20 protein-coding genes and 1 pseudogene are annotated in these 24,185 nt (G+C 67.6%); 12 read left to right on the forward strand and 9 right to left on the reverse strand.

Going from position 1 to position 24,185, the window contains the following annotated elements:
- Positions 1-34 precede the first annotated feature (34 nt).
- The 3 genes from QE373_RS15700 (at position 35) to QE373_RS15710 (ending at position 4,453) form a co-directional block, all read left to right on the forward strand.
- On the forward strand, positions 35-736 hold the full coding sequence (locus QE373_RS15700) for a hypothetical protein (RefSeq protein ID WP_309688245.1): 702 nt from the start codon (positions 35-37) through the stop codon (positions 734-736).
- Positions 737-761: 25 nt separating this feature from the next.
- Positions 762-2,036, forward strand: a complete 1,275-nt coding sequence (locus QE373_RS15705; protein WP_309688248.1) for a hypothetical protein — start codon at positions 762-764, stop codon at positions 2,034-2,036.
- A gap of 323 nt (positions 2,037-2,359) precedes the next feature.
- A complete protein-coding gene (locus QE373_RS15710) occupies positions 2,360-4,453 on the forward strand; it encodes a glycosyl hydrolase family 18 protein (RefSeq protein ID WP_309688251.1) in 2,094 nt (697 codons plus the stop codon).
- 57 nt (positions 4,454-4,510) lie between these two features.
- Here the strand turns inward: QE373_RS15710 and QE373_RS15715 are convergent, their stop codons facing one another.
- Entirely contained in the window at positions 4,511-4,840 is a 330-nt protein-coding gene (locus tag QE373_RS15715; protein ID WP_309688254.1) for a hypothetical protein, read from the reverse strand.
- 216 nt (positions 4,841-5,056) lie between these two features.
- Positions 5,057-5,824, reverse strand: a complete 768-nt coding sequence (locus QE373_RS15720) for a thioredoxin fold domain-containing protein (protein ID WP_309688257.1) — start codon at positions 5,822-5,824, stop codon at positions 5,057-5,059.
- Positions 5,825-5,980: 156 nt separating this feature from the next.
- Between QE373_RS15720 and QE373_RS15725 the strand changes: the two genes are divergently transcribed.
- Positions 5,981-7,030: a hypothetical protein gene (locus QE373_RS15725; protein WP_309688260.1), complete on the forward strand. Its 1,050-nt coding sequence runs from the start codon at positions 5,981-5,983 to the stop codon at positions 7,028-7,030.
- 4 nt (positions 7,031-7,034) lie between these two features.
- On the opposite strand, the gene xerD is transcribed toward QE373_RS15725, so the two are convergent.
- Positions 7,035-8,012 (reverse strand): site-specific tyrosine recombinase XerD, encoded by a 978-nt coding sequence (gene xerD / locus QE373_RS15730; protein ID WP_309688263.1) that lies wholly within the window; start codon positions 8,010-8,012, stop codon positions 7,035-7,037.
- 57 nt (positions 8,013-8,069) lie between these two features.
- On the opposite strand from xerD, the gene QE373_RS15735 reads away from it, so the two are divergent.
- Both QE373_RS15735 and QE373_RS15740 read left to right on the forward strand, forming a co-directional pair.
- A complete protein-coding gene (locus tag QE373_RS15735) occupies positions 8,070-8,558 on the forward strand; it encodes an RDD family protein (RefSeq protein WP_309688266.1) in 489 nt (162 codons plus the stop codon).
- A gap of 115 nt (positions 8,559-8,673) precedes the next feature.
- Positions 8,674-9,801, forward strand: a complete 1,128-nt coding sequence (locus QE373_RS15740; protein WP_309688268.1) for an alpha/beta fold hydrolase — start codon at positions 8,674-8,676, stop codon at positions 9,799-9,801.
- A 717-nt stretch (positions 9,802-10,518) separates the two neighbouring features.
- Here QE373_RS15740 and lptG read toward each other — a convergent pair.
- Both lptG and lptF read right to left on the reverse strand, forming a co-directional pair.
- A complete protein-coding gene (lptG, locus tag QE373_RS15745) occupies positions 10,519-11,625 on the reverse strand; it encodes an LPS export ABC transporter permease LptG (RefSeq protein WP_309688270.1) in 1,107 nt (368 codons plus the stop codon).
- A complete protein-coding gene (lptF, locus tag QE373_RS15750) occupies positions 11,622-12,704 on the reverse strand; it encodes an LPS export ABC transporter permease LptF (RefSeq protein WP_057508413.1) in 1,083 nt (360 codons plus the stop codon). Before lptF ends, lptG begins: the two co-directional genes overlap by 4 nt.
- A gap of 103 nt (positions 12,705-12,807) precedes the next feature.
- Between lptF and QE373_RS15755 the strand changes: the two genes are divergently transcribed.
- The 3 genes from QE373_RS15755 (at position 12,808) to QE373_RS15765 (ending at position 17,720) form a co-directional block, all read left to right on the forward strand.
- Positions 12,808-14,286, forward strand: coding sequence for a leucyl aminopeptidase (locus tag QE373_RS15755; protein ID WP_309688273.1), 1,479 nt, complete (start codon positions 12,808-12,810; stop codon positions 14,284-14,286).
- Between the two features lie 87 nt (positions 14,287-14,373).
- The gene (locus QE373_RS15760; RefSeq protein ID WP_309688276.1) at positions 14,374-14,799 is read left to right on the forward strand and encodes a DNA polymerase III subunit chi; all 426 of its coding nucleotides are present in this window, start codon (positions 14,374-14,376) and stop codon (positions 14,797-14,799) included.
- 80 nt (positions 14,800-14,879) lie between these two features.
- The gene (locus QE373_RS15765) at positions 14,880-17,720 is read left to right on the forward strand and encodes a valine--tRNA ligase (protein ID WP_309688278.1); all 2,841 of its coding nucleotides are present in this window, start codon (positions 14,880-14,882) and stop codon (positions 17,718-17,720) included.
- Between the two features lie 261 nt (positions 17,721-17,981).
- On the opposite strand, the gene rimI is transcribed toward QE373_RS15765, so the two are convergent.
- From rimI to pssA, 3 genes are read right to left on the reverse strand one after another with little or no spacing between them, the layout of a single operon-like run.
- Entirely contained in the window at positions 17,982-18,479 is a 498-nt protein-coding gene (rimI, locus tag QE373_RS15770; protein ID WP_057508409.1) for a ribosomal protein S18-alanine N-acetyltransferase, read from the reverse strand.
- Entirely contained in the window at positions 18,476-18,991 is a 516-nt protein-coding gene (locus QE373_RS15775) for a hypothetical protein (RefSeq protein ID WP_309688280.1), read from the reverse strand. Before QE373_RS15775 ends, rimI begins: the two co-directional genes overlap by 4 nt.
- Positions 18,988-19,767 carry a CDP-diacylglycerol--serine O-phosphatidyltransferase gene (pssA, locus tag QE373_RS15780; protein WP_057508407.1) on the reverse strand — a complete coding sequence of 260 codons (780 nt, stop codon included), beginning with the start codon at positions 19,765-19,767 and terminating at the stop codon, positions 18,988-18,990. The genes QE373_RS15775 and pssA overlap by 4 nt, the downstream gene beginning before the upstream one ends.
- A gap of 80 nt (positions 19,768-19,847) precedes the next feature.
- Here pssA and QE373_RS15785 point away from each other — a divergent pair, with 80 nt between their 5' ends.
- From QE373_RS15785 to QE373_RS15795, 3 genes and pseudogenes are all read left to right on the forward strand, one after another.
- Positions 19,848-20,219 carry a DUF4124 domain-containing protein gene (locus tag QE373_RS15785; RefSeq protein WP_309688283.1) on the forward strand — a complete coding sequence of 124 codons (372 nt, stop codon included), beginning with the start codon at positions 19,848-19,850 and terminating at the stop codon, positions 20,217-20,219.
- Positions 20,220-20,290: 71 nt separating this feature from the next.
- The gene (locus QE373_RS15790; RefSeq protein ID WP_309688286.1) at positions 20,291-21,982 is read left to right on the forward strand and encodes a proline--tRNA ligase; all 1,692 of its coding nucleotides are present in this window, start codon (positions 20,291-20,293) and stop codon (positions 21,980-21,982) included.
- Positions 21,983-22,129: 147 nt separating this feature from the next.
- Positions 22,130-22,498, forward strand: a pseudogene (locus tag QE373_RS15795) (H-NS histone family protein); the annotation flags it as partial.
- A gap of 346 nt (positions 22,499-22,844) precedes the next feature.
- Here the strand turns inward: QE373_RS15795 and QE373_RS15800 are convergent.
- Positions 22,845-24,104 carry a threonine/serine exporter family protein gene (locus QE373_RS15800; protein ID WP_057508404.1) on the reverse strand — a complete coding sequence of 420 codons (1,260 nt, stop codon included), beginning with the start codon at positions 24,102-24,104 and terminating at the stop codon, positions 22,845-22,847.
- Positions 24,105-24,185: the final 81 nt, after the last annotated feature.

The raw sequence follows: 24,185 nt of genomic DNA on the forward strand, positions 1-24,185 counted from the left end.
ACCTTCGCCTTCCTTCCCACCGTGAGACAGCAGCATGATTGGCATCCTGTATTCAGCCCCTAGCTCCATCGTGCGCCCCATCGTGCGCACCATCGCCAGCTTGCCCCGCGCGGTCCCCAGCAACCCGAGCGGTGGGTTGCTGTCGAGCATCGCCAACATCACCACCCTGCCGCGCCAGCCCCAGCAGATGGAAAACTACCGCGCCGCTACACAGGCGTGGATGCCGCGCGCAGTGTCCTCGTTCGCAGGGACCCCGCAGGCGTCCACGACCGGACAGCGCAGGCTGTGCAGCTTCACCGGATTGCTGCTTGGCAACTCGGGCAGGTTCAATGCGGCAGATGTCGCTGCGCACCTCGGCAAGACGTCTCACCGGGTGCTCTCCGTGACTACGCCCGTGATGGTGGTCAGCGCCGCGGCGAACCCGGCCGGGACGGCTGACCGCTCTGCATCGCCGCTGACCGCGTCGCAGCCACCGCGTGCCGCACAATCGGCCGTTGGCGATGCGGCGAATGCTGCCCCGACGACTGCCGGCGCAGCGTCTCCGGTCCCCCCAGCGCAGCCGCCGCGTGTCGAGCCGAAGATCAGCGGCGACGCGGTCCTGAGCCAGATTGCCGCAATCAGGAAGCAGTGGCAGGACGGCATGTTCGCCAGGCCCACCGGCGCGCTCCAGCCGCGGGGCTTTTCAGCGGAGCAGATCCAGGCCGAGATAAAGGCCGCGCGCAACGTCACCCTTTGAAGTGGACCACCGGCGGCGCACCTGCATGCGCGCCGCCGGCTACCCCGTTCTGCAGGAAAGCGCCATGCCAGCAACTTCAGTCGCCTCTCCGGTCCTCTACGCACCTGCGTCGCCCATGCACAGGGCGACCCCGTGTATCACCGGGGCGGGCCGCCGCCCCATGCCACTGACGAACATGCGCAACGCGGAACCGGCTCCCTGCCGCTTCGCCCGCACCGGCGTTGCGACTCCCCGCCCGGCAGAGGGCAACCTGCACGCCCAGCCGCAGCACCTCGCAGCGGCAGTGCCCGATGCGCAGCATGGCCCGCTGTTTGTGTCCCCGCCGGATAGGCTGTGCAGGGCCACGTTCGACCGCCTTATCGGTGAAAGCGGTCTTTCGCTCAGACTGCTGTCCTGCCAAGCACTGAAGGACCTGCGGCAAGCGCTGCTCGCGGCTGCCGATGCTGATCGGACGCTGACAGCGGGAGAGAAATCCAGCCTGATCGCCGGACTGAACCTTGAGCTGTTGCAGCGTCCGGGCACCTGGAACGAAGGCAGCGGCGACCTGCAGTCGCTCATCGTCAACGTGGCCGGATGGCCGCAGGGACGCGCCCTGCGCATCGTGGATACCGACCATGACGCGATCCATCTGTATCGCCCCGGCGAGCCCGAACAATGCCATCGCGGCAACGGGCCGGAGCTGCCGCCACCCGAGGACGACGAGATCATCCTGCTGCGGCATGGCAACCACTTCAGCCTGATCCGCCGCGACCAGGATGCGGTCATCGAGGACGTTCCGGCCGATGGCGACTGCTTCTTCAGCTGCATTTCCTCGGCCCTGCAGGCCGAGGACCGGGCCACCTCGAACCTGGACCTGCGCAGGCAGCTGGCCGACCTGATCTGGAGCAGCCCGGAGCTGCTGCTGGTGGCCAGTGCGCATGACGGCGCGCTGGCGCCCGCGCGTCCACTCCAACCCGCGCCCGTTGACGACTCGGTGGATGCCGCTGCGGTCGCCAGTCCGCAGGCGCTCACCGCCGACCTGTCGACCGTTGCCCTGGACAGTTACCGCGCGGGGATGGCGTCGTACCTGGCCGGAGATGTCTTTGCACCGGACAGGCTTCAGCAGTTGCACGAGGCGCTGGTCGAGGGGTCCATGACAATGCTGGGTGACAGCATGAGCGACCTGCCGTTGCCGCAGTTGGATGCCGTCCGTTCGCAACTGGACGCGGCGTTTGAAGAATTCCGGGAGCAGAACAGCGAGGCGTTGGAGGCGATGCAGCGCAAAATTACCCGTTCGATCAAGCAGGCGCGCTCGTCCTAAGTGGAACGTATCAAGAACGTACTGGCTGCGGGAGAGGGTGCTGTCCGGAATTGAATAAGCACGCCGCGGGCGCGGAGACCGACGGCGACGTTACTGCAGTCCGAAGTCAGGCCGCCGCGTCGGGGTCTCTGGCGCGAGGGCAAAAAGCGCACTGGCGCACGGTTTCACATCCGATTAGATGACAACGTTGTCGTAACCGCCGCGCAGCACGCCGACGGTAGCATCCGGCCCCCTCAGTCGCCTGGCTCGGCGGCCACCGGACCCGCGTCACGTGCGGCGCCACCGCGGCCCGTACGACAACCTGATTCGATCGGAGACACATCATGCATGACCCGATTGCACGCAGTGCCGCTCGTTCCGTCCGCCTTGCCCGTCATCGTCCTGCGTGGCTGCTGGCCCTGGCCATCAGTGGCGCCCTGCCCGCGCTGGCGCAGGCCGCCAACTGCAGCGGCGTGGCCCAGTGGGACCAGGCCAGGATCTACCGCGCCGGCGATACCCTGCAGAAAGGCGGCGTCCTTTACCAGGCAAAACAGGACATCTGGAACGCACAGCCCGACCATCCCGCCGGCGCTCCGTACTACACCAACCTGGGCGCCTGCGACGGCAGCGGCAGCAACCAGCCGCCGGTGGTCAGCCTGACCTCGCCGTCAAACGGCGCCACCTTCAGCGCCGGCAGCACGGTCACCGTCAGCGCCAACGCCAGCGATGCCGACGGCAGCATCAGCAAGGTCGAATTCTTCCGGGGTGGCAGCTCGATCGGCATCGACACCAGCGCGCCGTACAGCGCCAGCTGGGCCAATGCCAGCGCCGGCACGCATACCCTGCGCGCGGTGGCCACCGACAACAACAATGCCACCACCAGTACCGCCACCATCACCATCACCGTCAACGCAGCCGGTGGGGATACCACCGCGCCCAGCGTACCCGGCGGGCTGGCAATAGGAACCCGCACGGCCAACAGTATCGCGCTGAGCTGGAATGCGGCCAGCGACAACGCCGGCGGCAGTGGCCTGGCCGGCTACGACGTGTACCGCAACGGCGCGCTGGTGGGTTCGCCATCGGCCACCGCCTATGTCGATGCGGGCCTGTCACCGTCCACGACCTACAGCTACCGCGTGCGTGCGCGGGACAACGCCGGCAACGCCTCCGCCCAAGGCAGTACGGTCAGTGCTGCCACGCTGGCCGGCGGCGGTGATGGCACCGGCAAACGGGTCATCGGTTACTTCACCCAGTGGGGCATCTATGGCCGCAATTATCGGGTGAAGAACATCGACAGCAGCGGCTCTGCGGCCGGCTTGACCCATATCAACTACGCCTTCGGCAACGTGCGCAACAATCGTTGCGAGGTCGGCATCACCCAGCCGTCCGATGCCAACACCGGCGCCGGCGGTGACGCGTACGCGGATTACAGCAAGTCCTTCGCTGCCGGTGAAAGTGTCAGCGGCAGCGCCGACAGCTGGGACCAGCCGCTGCGTGGCAACTGGAACCAGCTCAAGCAGCTGAAGGCCAAGCATCCCGGCCTGAAGGCGCTGATATCGCTGGGTGGCTGGACCTGGTCGCGCGGCTTCTCCAGCGCCGCCCGCCCGGAGAACCGCCAGGCGTTCGTGGCCTCCTGCATCGATGCCTACATCCGCGGCAACCTGCCGGTCACCGATGGCGCAGGCGGACCCGGCGCGGCACTGGGCGTGTTCGACGGCATCGACATCGACTGGGAGTATCCGGTTGCCTGCGGCATCGCCTGCGGGGCACCTGAGGACAATGCCAACTTCACCGCGCTGCTGGCCGAGTTCCGCCGCCAGCTGGATGCGGTGCGCCCCGGCCTGCTGCTGACGGTGGCGGTCGGCGCCGGCATCGACAAGATCCGGGTCACCAATCCCGCCGCCTATCATCCGTACCTGGATTACATCAACGTGATGACCTACGACTTCCACGGCGCGTGGGACCCGCGGACCAACCATCACTCGGCGCTGTTCAATACCGCCGCCGACCCGTCCACCGGCGACCAGCTGCTGTACAACAGCAATGACGCCATCGAGGCGTTCATCGCACGCGGCGTGCCGGCCTCGAAGTTGAACCTCGGCATCGGCTTCTACGGGCGCGGCTGGAACGGCGTGGGCGGCGGCAACAACGGCATGTACCAGACCGCCTCCGGTGCGGCGCCCGGCACCTATGAAGCCGGCATCGAAGACTGGAAGGTGCTGAAGAACCTGGGCTGGCCAACCTACACCGACGCCACCGCCGGCGCCACGTGGGCCTACAACGGCAGCACCCTGTGGAGCTACGACACCCCCGCCAACGTGACCCGCAAGATGGGCTACGTCAAAGCGCAGGGCCTGGGTGGCGCGTTCTTCTGGGAGTTCAGTGGCGATGATGCGCAGGGCACGCTGTCACGCAGCATCAGTGATGGCCTGAAGTAAGCCCGGGACGGCTCTCCGCGCTCAGCGCGGGGAGCCGTCGTTGGGTCGATGGGCAGCTCAGTTCTGCCGGGTTGGAACCGACGGCGGCGCACTGGCGGAGTGTGACAGCGCGGCGCTGTCCAGGCGTCCATACGGCGTTGCCGGTGCCAGACAGAAAACGCGTGCAGGCGACAGCGGCCAGTTGCCGGATGGGGCGTTGTTGGCCGACGGCGCCTTCAGGAATACGGCGTCGTCCTCTGCTCCCAGCGGCCAGGTCGCCGAGTCGTTGCTGTCGATGGACACCTGGCGGATGAGCTCCCGCCCACCGGCGCGGGTGGCGGCTCCGTCGTTGCTGACCGCCGTCGTGACGACCGACGGCGGTGGCCGGTTGCCTACGACAGTGGGCACAACGGGAATCGGGTGACCGCCTGCAGGCGGGGGCGGCGTGTCGAGCCTGGTCACCGTCTGGACGAGGGCAACAGGGGAAGAAGCAGGCAACATGGGCAGGTATCCGGCAAGGGGACCCTTACAATGCGCGACTGCGGCGGCGTCGACTTGCAGTTTTGCAGCACCGCGCCGCCGTTCACGGCGCCGGATGGCCCGGCGCCATGACCGATGTCCGCATCAGCGCGCGCGGCGGTCCAAGGCGGCCTTCAGCTGCGCCGGCGGCAGGTAGCCACCCAGCTGGGTGCCGTCTTCGGCGAAGATCGCCGGCGTACCATTCACGCCCAGCTGCTGGCCCAGTGCGTACTGCATGGCCACCGGGTTGGTGCAGTTCTTCGCTGGCACCGGGCTGCCCTGCTTGGCGGCGGTGAGCGCCTTGCGACGGTCACTGGCGCACCAGACCGAGATCATGTCGGTGTAATCCTTGCTGCCCAGGCCCATGCGCGGGAAGGCCAGGTATTCCACCGTGATGCCGTTGCGGTTGAGCTCGGCAATATCCTGATGCAGCTTGCGGCAGTAACCGCACTCGATGTCGGTGAACACACTGATCGTGTGCTTGGCATTGGGCGCGGCGAACACGATGCGGTCACCGTGGTTGGCCTTCTCCAGCAGGCCGCGGCGATACGCCAGCAGGCCTTCGCTGTTGACCAGCGCCTTGGCCTGGATGTCATAGGGCTGGGACTGCATCAGGTACTTGCCATCATCGGACACGTACAGCACCTGGCCGGATACGACCACTTCACGGAAGCCCGGGAACGGCGCCGCACCGATGTAGTCGGGCTTGAAGTTGGGATCCAGCTGGGTCAATGCGGCACGGACACTCTGTTCCGCACCACCGCGTGGCGACGCGGCGGAGGCCGTCGTCGTTTTCGCGGCCGGCGGCGCGGGCTGCGCGCACGCACTGAGGCTGAGCATGCCGAACAGAGCGGCAGTAAGAACTCGGAACATCGGGGGCCCGCGGGATCATGAGGAAAGCAGATTCTCGCACAGCAGGGCTGAGCGTCGTGCGATGGGCTGCCGGTGTCGCAATCGCCTGAGCGATTGATGGAAGCTTTGATGAAACGCCTGCCGCATGCTCTTTGCAAAACAATACGGGGCGCCTCCATGCAGATCCTCAGCCAGCTCGGATTGATGTTCCGGGCGAACATGCTCCGTCAGCTCAGCGCCAAGGTGGAGCTGGCCAGAACCCATTACTCGCCTTCGCGTTTCACTGCCGCGCTGATCGGCATCAACAACCGGGAGCAGCAGCTTGCAGAGCGCTTCAGCCGCGGACACCTGAGCCTGGAAAAGCTGCAGCGGCAGGCAGCCCGCCTGGCCAGCCATGAGGTCCTCCTCAATGCCCGGCGGACGCCGGAAGCCGACAGGGATGTATCGCCCGCACGCCGACCGGTCCAGACCGCCACGGCGTTCCGCAGCGTATTGCTGCGCGCGTACTGCCGATCCGACGGTGCAGCCAGGGAAAAGGTGGCTACGCTGCTGGCACCGGATACGGTGCGCGCCCGGGCACGCACCATGCTGGCCGACGCGGTGTGGAAGGGGCACCTGGTGACTGTCGGTGAACTGGCCGCGCAGGTCCGCCTGCAGGCCCACCACGAAGCACTGGACGCCGGCTGTGCACCGGATCAGCTGCCGCATATCGAACGTGATGCCATGCGGCAGATCCTCGCCTTCGTCGGTGCATCGCACCGCCATGCCGCTGCAAGCGAGGCCTCGCCCTACGTCCATCAGCTGCTGCAGGCCACCGTCGACGCGCTGCGACTACGCAGCGAAACGCCGCCGCAAGCCGCTGCCGACTTCCAGGTTCCGCCGTCATGGGAACGAATCACGGACGCGTTCTGGCGGCCCGGCGCGGCACCGCCGGCGTACGCGGCCTTCAGCGCAGCCGTCGCGGCGGCCGTGGACGACGCCCTGCCCCCGGGCCTGGCCGACGCTACCCTGCCGGAGCAGCGCTGCCGCCGCACGTTCGAACTCCTTCAGTACCTCCGCCATCACGCCCCGCCGGCGTCGCGGCCTGGCGATGCCGAAGCGCGTGCGCTGCTCGAACGCCACGCCCAGCGCCTTGAAGGTGAAGCGGTCGATGTCCTCATCAAGGCCAACGACAAGGCCGCCCATGCGTTCCGGCGCAGCGCATCCTCCGGCTCCAGCGACGCCTGACCGATCAGCCGCGCGGATGGTGCCTGGCGTGCAGCTTCTGCAGGTGCTCGCGCGCCACCAGCGTGTAGATCTGGGTGGTGGACAGCGAGCTGTGGCCAAGCAGCATCTGCAGCGCGCGCAGGTCGGCCCCGCGGTTGAGCAGATGGGTCGCGAAGCTGTGGCGCAGTGCGTGGGGACTGATCCGCGCGATATCGATGCCAGCCACCACCGCATAGCGCTTGACCAGGTGCCAGAACGCCTGCCGGCTGGGCGGGCGCAGGCTCGGTTCAATGAATAACGGCACCTGGCCGCTGGCGTCGGCGGGCACGCTGCGTTTGTTCGCCAACTGCGGCCGGGCTTGCTGCAGGTAACGCTCCAGCCAGTGCTGCGACTCTTCACCCAGCGGCACCAGGCGCTCCTTGCTGCCCTTGCCGGTTACGCGCAGCACGCCCTGGCGCAGATTCACCGCGGTGGCCGGCAGGCCCACCAGTTCGCTGACGCGCAGGCCGGCGGCGTACATCAGTTCCAGCATCGCGCGGTCGCGCAGGCCCAGCGCCGTATCCACGTCGGGGGCCGCCAGCAGCGCATCGATCTGGCTTTCCGCCAGTGCCTTGGGCAGCAGCCGTGGCAGTTTCGGTGGGTCCAGCAGCGCGGTCGGGTCATCGCTGCGGGCACCCCGGCGTACGCTGTCGGCGAAGAACGCGCGCAGGGCCGACAGCAGGCGGGCGTTGCTGCGCGGGGACCAGCCGTGGCGGGTACGCCAGGCCAGATAGTCGAACAACCCGGCGCGATCGACGCCGACAAGGCCGCCGACCTTTCCACTACGCCAGCGCGCCAGCCCTTCCAGGTCGCGCCGGTAGCTGTCCACGCTGGCCCGTGCCAGGCCATGTTCGGCCCAGGCCGCATCCAGGAACCGGGTGATCGCCACCGAATCGGCGGCATCCAGTTCGGGTAGCGCCTGGACCAGCTGGCGGCGTTCTGCGGGTGTGGAAGCAACGGACATGCGGGCAGGATACGCGGCGCGCAGCGCACCCCACCAGCATTGCGTATGCTTCCTCGCATGGCTGATCCGCATGATGCCCCCGCCGCCCCTGCTGCTACCGCCGTGCGCCCTGCCGCGCTGCTGGGCTGGCGCCTGCTCGCCTTGCTGTACGACCTGTTCCCGGCGCTTGCGTTGTGGATGCTGGCCGGATCGCTGTTCGTCATCGCGTTCACCGCCACCGGCCATGCCACGCACGAAAACATCGCCCCTTTCAGCCGCTGGCAGTGGGCGCTGTGGGCGTGCTGCTGGGTGCTGACCGGCCTGTACGCCACCTGGAGCTGGCGCCGCGGCGGCCAGACCCTGGGCATGCGGCCGTGGCGGATCGCGGTCACTGGCGATGATGCGCAGGCGCCATCACTGCGCGCGTTGTGGGCGCGCTATGCGGTTGCCAGTGTGTCCTTGGGCCTGGCCGGACTGGGCTTCTGGTGGGCCTTGGTCGACCGCGACCGGCTGACCTGGCACGACCGCGCCAGCGGCACGCGGATGATCCGCCGGCCTAGGCGCTGAGGTCCGGCGGCTTGGCTGAACCAACGCCTCACTGTCATCAAGCTGCAATCGATCCGCGATAGATCGCAGGGCGGCACGCTGCGTAGCCTGTGCGGCCAATCCGTTCAATGTCGTGATGATGATGCGCCTGCTGCTGGCCTGCGCGTGCCTGTGGCTGGCCGCCTGCTCTCCTACTGCTTCCACCTCGCTGAGCGAACGCCTGGTGTCGCCCGGTGGCGCTTCGCCGTTGCTTGACCAGGCCCATATCGCAGCCACCATTGCCACCCTGCCCAACCGCAGTGGCTACATCACCAGCCGCGAACACGTGCGCCTGTTCTGGCGCGCTTTCGATGCCGGCGACTATGGCCTGCGCTACCGCTATGCGCGCCCGCGCCATGAAGGCGGTGAGCCGGTGGACATGGACCTGCGGCTGGAGCCGCCGCGGCCGTTCCATGCGCAGGCGCCGCGCGGCACCGTGGTGGTGCTGCACGGCTGGATGATGAGTGGCGATGCGATGCTGCCGTGGTCGCTGCAGCTGGCCCAGTCCGGCTACCGCGTCATCACCATCGACCTGCGCAACCATGGTCACTCGGGCGGTGGCCCGGCGGGGTATGGAACGGTGGAATCGGACGAGGTGATCGAGGTGATCCGTGCCTTGCGCGCCCGCGGTGAGGTGCAGGGCCCGTTGTATCTGTTCGGGGTGTCCTACGGCGCGGCGACCGCGCTGTTCGCCGCCGAGAAGCTGGGCGGCGCCGTACAGGGCGTCGTGGCGATGGAGTCCTTTGCCAACGCCGGCGATGCGATCCGCAGCATGATCCCGCACCTGCTGGCCAGCCAGCCGCATGGCTGGCAGGCGCAGGCGGTGGCAGCGTATGCCCGCTGGCGGTATGCCGACCAGGACATGGACGCGGTGATCGCCGCAGCCAACCGGCGGTTGGGGGTGGACCTGGACCAGGTGGACGTCAGCCGTGCGGTGGCCGCCAGCCGCGCCTGCGTGCTGCTGCTGCACGGTGACCAGGACCAGCATATCCGCGTGGACCAGGGGCGTCGGCTGGCGCAGGCGAGTCCGCGTGCGCATTACATCGAAATGCGCGGCGAAGATCACATCACCCTGCCGATGCGGATCGATCTGCTGGGCGGCGTGGTGGACGACTGGATGTCGCGTGATATGTCTGCCCCGGACGGCCTGTGCCCTGCGCCGCGGACGCCGGTCGAGGCGAATTTCATGGCGCTTGCCGGCGGCGTGGGTGGGTCGAACGGGTGAGACCCCCTCGCGGGTTTCGGTTGATGAGCGGCTTCTGGGGTGGGGCCGGGCGGTGGGGCTGGTCGGGGGACGGCAAAAACTGCATCCATGCGGGCCTCGTTTCGCGCCATCCATGGCGCTCAATGCCCCCGCCCAGCCCCACCGCCCGACCCCCGACAGGTTCCGGTGGCCGCTACCCGCGTGATGAAAATAAAAGAGCAAAGGCAGGGGTCAGAGTCCTTTCGCGTCGCGAAAGGACTCTGACCCCATCTCTCCGTCCCCCCACAATCCGCCGACCATGGGTCGGCGCTACCCAAGCCACGACGGACCTGTCGAAGGGGGGCGGAGGCCATGCGGGGCACGCGCAAGCCCGCATGGCCCCACCGCCCGACCCCCGACAGGTTCCGGTGGCCGCCACCCGCATAGAAAAAGAATAAAGGCAGGGGTCAGAGTCCTTTCGCTGCGCGAAAGGACTCTGACCCCATCTCTCCGCCCCCCCACCATCCGCCGACCATGGGTCGGCGCTACCGAAGATTCCAAGGCCCCCGCGGACCTGTCGAAGGTGGGGCGGGGTGGGTTGGCGGGAACGCTCATCCGCATGGATGCGGATGGCGAGCCTCCAGGGACGGATTCACGGCGATTCCCGCCAACCCACCCCGCCCCACCCACATGCAGCCCAGCGCTCTTGACGTTGCTGTTGCTTCGGCAGGTGCCGGGCGCAGCCCGGCAAACAAAACCTCAGCCCGACTTGCGCCGGAACAGCATCGCCGAAATGCCCAGCATCAGGATCGGCGGCAGTGCGTACGCCACCCGGTAATCAAACTTCAACGCACCGGCCATCCGCCCGAAGAACAGCTGCAGCAGCCAGAACCCCAGCGCGAACAGGATGCCCAGGAACAAGCGCTTGCCCATGCCACCGCTGCGCAGCGAACCGAACGCGAACGGCACCGCCGCCAGGCACAACGCCAGCACGTTCACGGGATAGAACCAACGACTCCAGTACACATCCTCGTAGTCACGCGCATCCAGGCCATTGCGCTCGCGGTATTCGATGCTGGTACGCAGGTCAGCCGCGCGCAGGTTGCGCGGCCGCGAAATACCGGTCGCCAGCGCCGCCGCATCCAGCTGCGAATCCCACTTCTCGCTTGGCACTTCCTCGCGCGTCAGTGAACGGTCGCCGAAAATGTCCCGGCGCACCTGCTTCAGCATCCAGCCAGACGCATCGTGCTCGGCGGTGACGGCATGGGTCAGCGACACGATCTCGCCCTCCGGGCCGATGCGGTACATGCGCACGTCGTGCAGCACCAGGCGCGTGCCACCGCCCTCGATCAGTTGCTCCTCACCGCCCTGCGCGTTGAGGAAGGTATCGCCCTCGCGGGCCCAGACACCGGCGTAGCGGGCCACGGACATGTCGCCGCCGCGCTTGGCGCTCATGCGGATGTTGTCGGCGCGCTCCTGCCCCCACGGGGCGAGCGTTTCGCCGCTGATCACCATCGCGCCGGTCAGCAGCGAAAGCGCGACCGCCACCGACAGGCTCAGGCGACGCCGCGACAGGCCCAGTGCGCGCAGCGCGGTCAGTTCGGACGTCGCCGCCAACTGGCCCAGGCCCATCAGCGAGCCGATCACCGCCGCCGTGGGGAAGAAGGTGTAGGCGCGCCGCGGCACGGTGTACAGCACCCATGCCGCCGCATGGCCCAGGGTATAGCCGTTCTTGCCGACATCCTTGAACTCGCCGGAGAAGGCCATCACCACGTCCAGCCCCACCAGCACCGCCCAGGTCAGCAGCACGGTGCCGAACACCGCCCGGCCCAGGTAGTAATCGAAACGCATCGGACGCGGAATCATGCGGTCACTCTCTTCGGGCGCGACAGGTGGCCGTCACGCAGGTACATCCAGATCGCCAGCCCCAGCAGCGGCAGGGTCAGCCACCACAGGCCGAGCCCATCGGGCACCTTGCCATCGGCGATCCAGCCGGTGCCGATGAACATCAGGTTCATGCCCACCATGTAGGCCAGGAAGGCCAGCATCATCCGGCCGTAGCGCTGCTGGCGCGGCGAGCTGCGCGCCAGCGGCACGGTCAGCAGGGCGAAGGCCAGCGCGATCAGCGGGGGGGCGATGCGCGAATGCAGCTGCGCCTTGGCCTGCGGGCGCTTGTCGCCGATCAGCTGGCTGGTCGGCAGCAGTTCCGGGTCATCGGACTGGCGGGTCTGCGCGCCGTCGGGCATCGCCACGTCGTTGCGCGCGAAGGTCGCCAGCCGGTAGCCCTTGCCGCCGTCGGCGGGGCCTTCGATCTGGTGGCCGTCGTTCAACTGCAGGTAGCGGCGGTCCTTGCCCTCGAAGAACAGCTTGCCGCTGGCGGCCGATACGACCTCGATGCGGCCCTCGCGGGCGCGGTTCATGAACACCCGGCCAAGCCCGGTGCCGTCCGGGGAAATGGAGGACAGATACACCACCCCGCCGTTGGACAGGTTGGTGAAGCGCCCCGACTCCAGGCCGGCCATCAGCACGCTGCGGTTGGCCTGGTCGATCATCTGCTCGCTGGTGCGGTCGGCCCAGGGGCCCAGCCACAGGGAACAGGCACCGATCAGCCCGACCACCGGCAGCACCAGCAGCAGCAAGGGTTTGAGCAGGCGCCGCGGGCCCACGCCGATGGCGGTGATGACCGCCATTTCCGAGTCGCGGTACAGCCGGGCGACCGCCAGCAGCAGGCCCAGCATCAGCGCCAGCGGCAGGATCAGCGGCATGTAGACGATGAACTGCAGGCCCAGCTGTGAGAACAGCAGGCGGGCAGGCAGGCGCCCATCGGCGATGTTGCCAAGGATATCCACCAGCACGCCGCCCACGCTGACAACCAGCAGGACGATCAGGGTGGCCAGGAAACTCTGGACGAAATCGCCCAATAGATAGCGGTCGAGCTTCAACATGGGCCGTGGTTTAAACTCTCAGGTTCGTTCGCGGGTCCGCCCAGTCTACTGGCTGGACGTAAACGGTCCGCGATTGTACGGATATGCCAACGGAATCTGATCAATGGCCCTGCAATTCACCCTGAACCAAGCGTCGCCGACCTCTGCCGGGGTCGACTGCGTGGTCGTCGGCGCCTTCGCCGATCTTTCCCTGTCGCCCGCCGCGCAGGCGCTGGACGCCGCCAGCGGCGGTCGCCTGGCCGCCCTTGCCCAGCGCGGCGATGTCTCCGGCAAGACCGGTGCCACCACCCTGCTGCACGACCTGCCGGGCGTCAGCGCCCCGCGCGTGCTGGTGGTGGGCCTGGGTGATGCCGCCCGCTTCGGCGTGCCGCAGTACCTGAAGGCCATTGGCGACGCCGTGCGCGCGCTGAAGACCGGCGCCAGCCGCAGCGCGCTGTTCACCCTGGTCGACCTGCCCGTCAAGAACCGAGACGCGGCCTGGGCGATCCGCCAGGCGATCATCGCCGCCGACCACGCCAGCTACCGCTACACCGCCACCTTCGGCAAGAAGAAGGCCGAAGACGCCGGCCTGCAGCAGCTGGCGATCGCCGGCAGCGACGAACAGGCCCTGCTGCAGGGCCAGGCCATCGCCAGCGGCGTGGAGTTCGCCCGCGAGCTCGGCAACCTGCCGCCGAACTTCTGCAACCCGGCCTATTTGGCCGACGTGGCGGTGAAGTTCGCCGGTGAGCACGACGGTGCCGAAGCGGAGATCCTGGACGAGACACAGATGGAAGCGCTGGGCATGGGCTCGCTGCTGGCCGTCGCCCGCGGTTCGGCCAACCGCCCGCGCCTGGTGGTGCTGAAGTGGAGCAACGGCGGCGACGCCAAGCCCTACGTGCTGGTCGGCAAGGGCATCACCTTCGATACCGGTGGCGTCAACCTGAAGACCCAGGGCGGCATCGAGGAGATGAAGTACGACATGTGCGGTGGCGCCAACGTCATCGGCACCTTCGTGGCCACCGTCAAGGCGCAGCTGCCGCTGAACCTGGTCGTGGTGGTGCCGGCGGTTGAAAACGCGATCGACGGCAATGCCTACCGCCCGTCCGACGTCATTACCTCGATGTCCGGCAAGACCATCGAAGTCGGCAACACCGACGCCGAAGGCCGCCTGATCCTGTGCGACGCGCTGACCTATGCGCAGCGCTTCGAACCGGCCGCGCTGGTCGACGTGGCCACCCTGACCGGCGCCTGCATGGTGGCCCTGGGCCACCAGACCGCCGGCCTGATGACCAAGCACGACGACCTGGCCAACGAACTGCTGGCCGCCGGCGAGCACGTGTTCGACCGCGCCTGGCGACTGCCGCTGTGGGACGAATACCAGCCGATGCTGGATTCCAGCTTTGCCGACGTCTACAACATCGGCGGACGCTGGGCTGGTGCGATCACCGCCGGCTGCTTCCTGGCGCGCTTCACCGAAGGCCAGCGCTGGGCCCACCTGGACATCGCCGGCGTGGCCAGCGACGAAGGCAAGCGCGGCATGGCCACCGGTCGCCCGGTCGGGCTGCTGAGCCAGTGGCTGCTGGACCAGGTCGCCCGCGCCTGATCCACTGTCGCCCTGTGGCCGGCCTCCGTGCCGGCCATGACACGGCCCGGTTTCGACCGGGTCTTCGCCTGCAACCCGGACCCCGCCATGCCCCGCGCCGATTTCTACCTGATTGCCAAGCCCCGCTTCCTGACCGAGCCGCTGCGCCTGGTCTGCGAACTGGCGCGCAAGGCCAACGATGCCGGGCTGTTCACCCTGGTGCTGGCGCGCGACCAGGTCCAGGCCGAAGAACTGGACGAGCTGCTGTGGTCCTTCGATGCGGAGGCCTACATCCCGCACCAGATCGCCGGCGAAGACATGGATGAAGAAGAGGCGCTGGTGCTGATCGCCGTGCCCGGTGGCGTCGAACCGGCGCGCCCGCTGGTGATCAACCTGCGCGACACGCCCTGGATGGGCGAATGCGAGCGCGTGCTGGAAGTGGTGCCGGCCGACCCGGACGCACGCGAGCCGCTGCGCGAACGCTGGCGGCAGTACAAGGACGCTGGTTACGCTCTTTCCAAGCACGACATGTAAGCCGGCGCCGGACCTGCGCTGCCCTTGATGCGCCGAACGATCGCCCTGAATTCCCCCCGAACATCTCCTGGTTGCCCCGCATGACCCGACTCGACTCCAGCTACGACCCGACGTCCTTTGAAACGGACACCTACGATGCCTGGGAAAAGGCTGGCCACTTCAAGCCGTCGGGCAAGGGCGAGCCGTACACCATCCTGCTGCCGCCGCCGAACGTGACCGGCACGCTGCACATGGGCCATGCCTTCCAGCAGACCCTGATGGACGCACTGGTGCGCTACCACCGCATGCGTGGCTACGACACGCTGTGGCAGGTGGGTACCGACCACGCGGGCATCGCCACCGAGATGGTGGTCGGCCGCAACCTGGCGCTGGAAGGCAACGGCGAGACGCGCGACACGCTGGGCCGCGAAGCGTTCATCGGCAAGGTGTGGGAATGGAAGCAGCAGTCCGGTGACACCATCGAGCGGCAGATGCGCCGCCTCGGCACGTCGGCCGACTGGTCGCGCAGCACCTTCACCATGGACCCACAGCCGTCGCAGGCGGTGATCGAAGCCTTCGTGCGCTGGCACGAACAGGGCCTGATCTACCGCGGCCAGCGGCTGGTCAACTGGGATCCGGTGCTGAAGACCGCGATTTCCGATCTGGAAGTGGAGAGCGCCGAGGAAGACGGTTTCCTCTGGTCGATCGCCTACACGCTGGACGACGGGCTGACCTACGAGCACGTCGAGCGTGATGCCGACGGCGTGGAAACGCTGCGCGAAACCCGCGATTACCTGGTCGTGGCGACCACCCGCCCGGAGACCCTGCTCGGCGATACCGCGGTGATGGTGCACCCCGAAGACGAACGTTACCTGCACCTGATCGGGCGCAGCGTGACCCTGCCGCTGACCGGCCGCAGCGTGCCGGTCATCGCCGATGACTACGTCGACCGTGCCTTCGGCACCGGCGTCGTCAAGGTCACCCCGGCGCATGATTTCAACGATTACCAGGTGGGCCTGCGCCACAACCTGCCGATGATCAACCTGTTCACCCCGGTGGCGGCGATCAATGACAACGCCCCGGAGCGTTTCCGCGGGCTGGACCGCTACGACGCGCGCAAGGCCGTGCTGGCCGAACTGGAAGACCTGGCGGTGCTGGTGGAAACCAAGCCGCACAAGCTGCAGGTGCCGCGCGGCGACCGCACCGGCCAGGTGATCGAGCCCTACCTGACCGACCAGTGGTTCGTGAAGATGGACGAGCTGGCACGGCGTGGCCTGGAGCTGGTCGAAGGGACCGATGGGAAGCCGGGTGCGGTCGGCTTCGTGCCGCCGAACTGGATCAACACCTACCGCCACTGGATGACCAACATCCAGGATTGGTGCATCAGCCGCCAGCTGTGGTGGGGCCACCGCATCCCGGCGTGGTTCGATGCAGCAGGCACCTGCTACGTCGGCCGCGACGAGGCCGAAGTGCGCGCCGCCAACGGGCTGGGCGCCGAGATCGCGCTGACCCAGGAAAGCGACGTGCTCGAGACCTGGTTCTCCTCGCAGCTGTGGCCGTTCTCCACGCTGGGCTGGCCGAACGAACAGGCGATGGCCGAGCGCGGTTTCGACCGTTACCTGCCGTCCTCGGTGCTGGTCACCGGCTTTGACATCATCTTCTTCTGGGTCGCCCGGATGATCATGGCCACCGACAACCTGACCGGCAAAGTGCCGTTCAAGGATGTCTACTTCACCGGCCTGATCCGCGATGGGCAGGGCCAGAAGATGTCCAAGTCCAAGGGCAACGTGCTGGATCCGCTGGACATCATCGATGGCATTTCCATCGAGGACCTGGTGGCCAAGCGTACCGGCGGACTGATGCAGCCGCGTGCCGCTGAAAAGATCGAAAAGGCGACCCGCAAGGAGTTCCCGGACGGCATCGCCGCGCACGGCGCCGATGCGCTGCGCTTCACCATCGCCGCGCTGGCCACCCACGGCCGCGACATCAAGTTCGACATGAACCGCGCCGAGGGCTACAAGAACTTCTGCAACAAGCTATGGAACGCCAGCCGCTTCGCGCTGATGAACACCGAAGGCGCTGCATACGAAGGCGCGCCCAAGCCTCGCACCGATGCCGAGCGCTGGATCCTCGCGCGGCTGGCGGCCACCACTGCCGAAGCGCAGGGCCACTTCGCCGCCTACCGTTTCGACCTGCTGGCGCAGTGCCTGTACGAGTTCGCCTGGAATGAATTCTGCGACTGGTTCCTGGAGCTGAGCAAGCCGGCCCTGAACGGCGCCGACGCGGCCGATGCAGACAGCACCCGCCACACCGTGCTGTACGTACTGGAAGCGCTGCTGCGCCTGCTGCATCCGCTGACGCCGTTCATCACCGAACAGCTATGGCAGCAGGTGGCGCCGCGCCTGGGCATCGGCGGCGATTCGCTGTCGCTGCGTCCCTACCCCAGCGCCGAAGAGTTCGCCGGTGACTATGCCCAGGCCGAAGCGGACGTCGAATGGCTGAAGGCGGTGATCAGCGCCGTGCGCCGCGTGCGCAGCGAGCTCAACGTGGCCCCGTCCCGGTTGGTGCCGCTGCGCCTGCAGGCCGGGCTGGAACAGGACCGCGTGCGCATCGAACGCTTCGCAGCCTCGCTGTCGTTCCTGCTGAAACTGGACACCATCCAGTGGCTGGCCGAAGGCGAATCCGCCCCCCCGGCGGCCCCGGCGATCGTCGGCGAGCTGAAGCTGCTGGTGCCGCTGGAAGGGCTGGTGGACCTGGATGCCGAACGCGCGCGCCTGGACAAGGAACTGGCCCGCGTGCAGGGCGAAAAGGAAAAGAGCGAGGCCAAGCTGGCCAAGTTCACCGACAAGGTGCCGGCGGCGGTGGTCGAGCAGGAGCGCGTGCGCCTCGTCGAATGGACCACCCAGCTGGCCGGCCTGCAGGAACAGCGCGCCAAGCTGTAACGCACGGCACCGGTAGTGACGGCCGCTGGCCGTCCCGCGCTTCGGGCGGCCGCTGCGCTCGCCGAGCACGGCTCGGCGCTACCTGATCGCCTGCCACGGTAGTGACGGCCGCTGGCCGTCACACGCTTCAGCCAGCCCGCTGCGCTCGCCGGGCACGGCTCGGCGCTACCTGATCGCCTGCCACGGTAGTGACGGCCGCTGGCCGTCACACGCTTCAGCCAGCCCGCTGCGCTCGCCGAGCACGGCTCGGCGCTACCTGGCTTACAGCGGCGGCATCCTGTCGATGTCGTCGGCCACCAGTTCGATGGCCATCACCAGCGCATCCTCGCGGCCATCGGCGGCGGGGTAGTAACGCGGACGACGACCGATCTCGTTGAATCCTTCGCTGTGGTACAGCGACAGCGCCGGCGTATTGGTCGGCCGCACTTCCAGGAACACGCGCTGCACGCCGCGGTCACGGGCCAGGCCGACGATGGCGCGCAGCAACTGGCGCCCGCGTCCGTGGGACTGGTTCAGCGGATCCACGCAGATGTTCAACAGGTGGGCTTCGTCGGCGGCGATGCTCAACAGCGCATAGCCCACCAGCAGGCCGTCCTCTTCCATTGCCAGACCGGGATAGCCCGCCCGCAGGCAGTCCAGGAAGATGCCGCGCGTCCAGGGGTACGGGTACCCCCGCTCCTCGATCACCATCACTGCGTTGAGGTCACTTTCGCGCAGCGCACGCACGCTGGCCTGCGCCGGACGGGCCACCGCACTCATGCCTGGCGCCCCTTGCGGCGCAACGCACGCAGGGTTGGCCACAGCGCGCGCTTGGCGGCCGGATCGGCGCGCAGGGCGTCCAGCGGCCAGCTGTCCATCAAGGCCTGCGTCTGTGGATCATTGGGATTGCAGCCTGACGCACGCAGCAGAGCGATCTGCAGGCGATCCGGCAGGCGTACCGACGGGCGCCGTGCAGCGTTGGCGCGCGGCGCGGCATCGGTGTCGCTCTGTTCCCCGGCAGCAGGGCGCGGGGCGACCGGCGTGCGCGGGGCAACCGGTTCCGGCGCGGTGCGCGGTGCCGGCGGCGCCTGCCGGGTCACTGCAGGGCGTGATGCCACCGGGGCGACGCTCAGTTCAACCGACTGCGGCTCGATCGCCTGCGTCATGGCCACCGCAGCGGCAGCGGCTTCCAGCTCGGCCGCCAACGTGCCTTCATGCAGCACGCTGTAGCCCATCGCCTGCAGCCAGGCCTGCTGGGCCGGAGTCCACAGGACGGGCAGGTCGGTACTCACGCCGCGTCCGGGCGCTTTCGCAGGCGCTGCATGGCCCACATCACCAGCCCGGACAGCGCGTAGATCACGCCCACTGCCAGCAACACACGCGGCAGGTCGATCACCGCGATGGCGATACCGATCGGCAGCAGGGCCAACACCAGGAACGGCACGCGGTCGGCACGCGGGCCTTTCGCCCCGCCGCCCTTGAAGCTCCAGAAACGGATCCGGCTGACCATCAGCAGGGCCGACACCAGGGTCACCCCCAGCGCCACGTAGCGCAGCTGCTCACCGGTCCAGCCCAGGGTGCCGTCGGCGAAGGCCCAGACGAAGGACATCATCAGGCCGGCCGCGGCCGGGCTGGCCAAGCCGACGAACCAGCGCTTGTCCACCACCGCCACCTGGGTATTGAAGCGGGCCAGGCGCAGCGCGGCGCAGGCCGCGTACAGGAAGGCGACCGCCCAGCCGACGCGGCCCAGCAGTTCACCGTCGAACTTCAGCGAAGACAGGGCCCAGTGGTACATCACCAGCGCCGGCGCCATGCCGAAGCTGACCAGGTCGGCGAGCGAGTCGTACTGCACGCCGAATTCGCTGCTGGTGCCGGTCAGACGGGCGACCCGGCCATCCAGCCCGTCCATGACCGCGGCCACGAACACCGCGATGCTGGCGTAGACGAAATCACCGTTGGCCGCGGCGATGATCGCGTAGAACCCGGCGAACAGGCCCGCCGTGGTGAACAGGTTGGGGAGCAGGTAAATGGTGCGCGAACGCGGCGGCGGCGGTGTGATGGGATCCATGCCCCGAGTTTAATCGACTTGCCAGCCGACGGCTGCGGTGCTGCAATCACGCTTTCCCGCCGGTCAGGCCTGGAGTCTCCATGCGTACCCTGTTCTGCTTGAGTTTCCTGCTGTTGGCCAGCGCATCGGCGTTTGCCGGTCCGGTCTACAAGTGGAAGGACGCCAATGGCGTGACCCAGTATTCGGAGAGCCCGCCCGCCGGCAAGGCCTTTGAAACCCGGCAGCAGACCCGCGACCCGGGCAATCTGCCGGCAGCGGCGGCGACCGACACGCCGCTCGCCCCGCAGTGCGTCACCGCGCGGGCCAACCTGGCGCTGCTCGATGGCAGCGGTCCGGTCATGCAGGACACCAATGGTGACGGCACGGCCGAAACCGCGCTGGACGACACCCAGCGCGCCAACCAGCGCGCGCTCGCCGAAGCGGCCGCCAAGGCCTACTGCCCGCAGGCCTGAATCCCGCCCGCTGCCCACGACAGGCGCCGGGCTGGCAGAATAACGGCTTCCGCCGTTAGATGATGCCGACGATGCGCCTGTCCCAGTTCCACCTGCACACCACCAAGGAAACCCCCAGCGACGCCGAGCTGACCAGCCACCGGCTGATGCTGCGCGCGGGGATGATCCGCAAGCTCGCCTCCGGCCTGTATATCTGGTCGCCGCTGGGCCTGCGCGTGCTGCGCAAGGTCGAGCGCATCGTCCGCGAGGAAATGGAAAACGCCGGCGCGGTCGAACTGCAGATCCCGACCATCCAGCCGCGCGAGCTGTGGGAAGCCACCGGGCGCTGGGAGAAATTCGGCCCGCAGCTGCTGAAGATCAAGGACCGCAAGGATCAGGAGTTCTGCTACAGCCCCACCGCCGAAGAAGCGCTGACTGATTTCGCGCGGCAGGAACTGTCCAGCTACAAGCAGCTGCCGGTCAATTTCTTCCAGATCCAGACCAAGTTCCGCGATGAGATCCGCCCGCGCTTCGGGGTGATGCGCGCGCGCGAGTTCCTGATGAAGGACGCCTATTCCTTCCACCTGCACGACGAAGACCTGGTCCGCGAATACGAAAACATGAAGGCGGCCTACAGCCGTATCTTCACCCGGCTGGGGCTCGATTTCCGCATGGTGCAGGCCGATTCCGGCGCCATCGGCGGCGATGCTTCGCAGGAATTCCATGTCATCGCCGATTCCGGCGAAGACGCGCTGGTGTTTTCGACCGGCTCGGATTATGCGGCGAACATGGAAGCGGCCGTGGCCGCCGAGCCCGCCGCCCGCGCCGCCGCGGGCGAGGCGATGCGCAAGCTTGAAACCCCGACCCAGAAGACCTGCGAAGACGTGGCCGCATTGCTGGGGCTGGCACTGCAGCGCACGGTCAAATCGGTCGCGCTGATGGCCGGCGAAACCTTCGTGCTGGCGCTGGTGCGCGGTGACCATGAGGTCAACGAAATCAAACTGGCCAAGGTGCCCGGCCTGTCCGACTACCGGTTTGCCACCGAGGCGGAAATCAGCGAATACCTCGGCTGCGTGCCCGGATTCCTCGGCCCGCTGGGTCCGGCCAAGGCGATCCGTGTCGTCGCTGACCCGGAAGTGGCCGCACTGGCCGATTTTGTCGTTGGCGCCAACGAAGTCGGTTTCCACCTCGCCGGCGTCAACTGGGGCCGCGACCTGCCGGAGCCGGAGATCGCCGATATCCGCAACGTGCAGGCCGGTGACCGCGCCCGCGACGGCGGCGAGCTGAAGATCGCCCGCGGCATCGAAGTGGGCCACGTTTTCCAGCTGGGCCGCCAGTATGCGAAGGCGTTGAACGCCACCGTGCTCGATGAAAATGGCAAGGCCGCGGTGCTGAGCATGGGCTGCTACGGCATCGGTATCTCGCGCATCGTCGCCGCCGCCATTGAACAGAACCACGACGAGGCCGGCATCGTCTGGCCCGAGGCGATGGCGCCGTGGCAGGCGGTGGTGTGCGTGATCAATCCCAAGGGGGACGCCGCCGTGTCCGCCGCCGCTGCCGAGCTGCTGGAATCGCTGCGTGCCGGCGGGCTGGATGCCGCACTGGACGACCGCGGCCTGCGCCCCGGTGCCATGTTCGCCGACATGGAATTGATCGGCATTCCGCACCGCGTGGTGGTTTCCGAACGCGGCCTGGCCGCAGGTACTTTCGAATATCGCTCACGTAGCGCGAGCGAGGCCGAGAGCCTGGATCGCGACAGCCTGATGCGCAAACTGCTCGGGTAAAAGAATAAAAGCCGGGTTAACCCCGGCTTTTCTTTTGCTGTTCACCCCAAAAGTGCTATTTCCTGTTTGTGCTTGCAGTAAATGCACATTACTCTTGGGCCCGAGCCAAGGACTGGCAGACCCTTTCCATATTGTCTGGAGCACTGCATGAGTATTGATCTGACCGGTCTGTCGGCCCGTGAACTGGGTGCACTGATCCGCACCGCCAAGAAGCAGCAGACCATCGTCGCCAAGCGTCGCCCGATCACCAAGGTCCGCGCCCAGCTGGAAAAGCTGGCCAAGGTCGAGGGTTACAGCATCGAAGAACTGTTCGGCGGCGCACCGGCACCGCGCGCCCGCAAGGCCGCGACCAAGGCACCGTCCAAGACCGCCGGCCGCAAGCTGGGCAAGGTTGCCCCGAAGTACCGCAACCCGGCCAACACCAAGGAAACCTGGACCGGCCGCGGCAAGCAGCCGCGCTGGCTGGCCGAGCTGACCAGCAAGGGCAAGAAGGTTGAGGATTACCTGATCAAGAAGGCCTGAAACCCCTCGCGATCATGAAAAACGCCGGCTGCGAAGCCGGCGTTTTTTTGTGCTCGCAACAGCGTGACGACCAACGGTCGTCACCCATCACGACCGCCGGCGTTCACCCACCACAGCCCACCGCTCTTCTTTCTTTTCATCCGCGGCAGCCAGCGCCGGAATGTGTCAGGGCGCCGGGCGGGTGGGGTCTGCAGGACGCTGAGCCGCATGGATGCGGCGATGCAGCCTACAAGGACGTACTTGCGGCGTGTCCTGCAGACCCCACCCGCCCGACGCCCTATCCGTAGACAAAAAAGGCTGGCAGCCGCGAGGGGGTTCCACACGTTCGCCAACCACAAACCTACAGCGTCTTCCGCGCCGGAATCAGCAGGTTTCCGAACAACAACCCGGCCACCAGCGCCATCACCACGTTCAACACGGTCAGGAACACCCCCTGCCCCGCCCCGACATCCTGCTGCTGCACCAGCGTCAGCACCCCACGCAGGCTGGTACTGCCTGGCACCATCATGATGATGCCCGGCAAGCGGATGATCGCCCCCGGCCGCTGCACCAGCCGGCCAAACAGGTTGCCCGCCGCCGTCAGCAGCATCGCCGAAAGGAAGATCCCCGCCGGCGCCCCCCACGCATGGCCAGCGAATTTGGAAATCGCATAGCCGGCCACGCAGGCCGCCAGCACCCACGGAAAATCGCGACGGCTGGCCTTGAACAGCATCGCGAAGGCGAACGCCGCGATCAGCAGCGCCGACCACTCCACCCACGCGCCCTGCGGCCGCGAAGCGCGCACCACCGGGTCCAGCCCGATCACATCGGCCAGCGTCACCGCGATCATCGCGCCCACCGTCAGCTTCATGATGGTGGTCAGCGCCCCGGCCACCCGCGCCGTGCCGGATACCCAGTGCTGGCTGGCCAGCTCGTTCACCGCATTGGTCAGCGACATACCCGGCAGCAGGATCACCAGCGAGGCGATCACCACGGTATTGAGGTTGAGCGCGCCGACATAGGTGGCCACCAGCGTGGCGACCAGCCCCGCCAGCAGCGCCGCCAGCGCTTCACTGGCCTCCTTGGTCGCCGCGCGTCTGCTGGTCCAGCGCCCCAGCAGGCCGATCAGCAGCCCGATCGCGCCAGCGGTGGCGATGTCCAGCCACGGCAGTTTCCAGAGCCCGGCCACGCCGGCCGCGCCCAGGCTGTAGGACAGCACTTCCTTGACCTTTCCGCGCAGCCCGGGATCAGCGTCCAACTGGCGCAGCGCAGTGTGTCCTTGGGCCAGGCTCATCCGGCCGTTTGCGACATCTTCGGCAATGCGATCGGCGACGCTGAGTTTATGCAGGTCGTTTTCGCCGGGCGCCAGCCTGATCACGCGGGTGATGTCGCTGGAACCAATCGCCTTGGCCGGATCACTGAAGCTGAGGATGATCCCGGTCGGGTTCGACCAGGGTTCGCAATCCAGCCCGAGCTGCTGGGCCAGGGCCACCACGGCGGCCTCCAGGCGCTGGGCGGTGGTGCCGTAGCTGTGCAGGCGCCCGGCGATCTCACAGACGAACGCCACGCGCTGCGCGTAGGTGGCGGGGGGCGAAGCAATCGGGGAGGCGTCTACAGGCATGCGCGGTAGTATTACCCAGCCCCGGCCCGTGCAGAAGGACATTCGGACTGGACCTACGCTGCATGCGACATGCACACGCTA

The sequence above is a fragment of the Stenotrophomonas sp. SORGH_AS_0321 genome, assembly GCF_031453215.1.
Taxonomy (GTDB): Bacteria; Pseudomonadota; Gammaproteobacteria; order Xanthomonadales; family Xanthomonadaceae; genus Stenotrophomonas; species Stenotrophomonas chelatiphaga.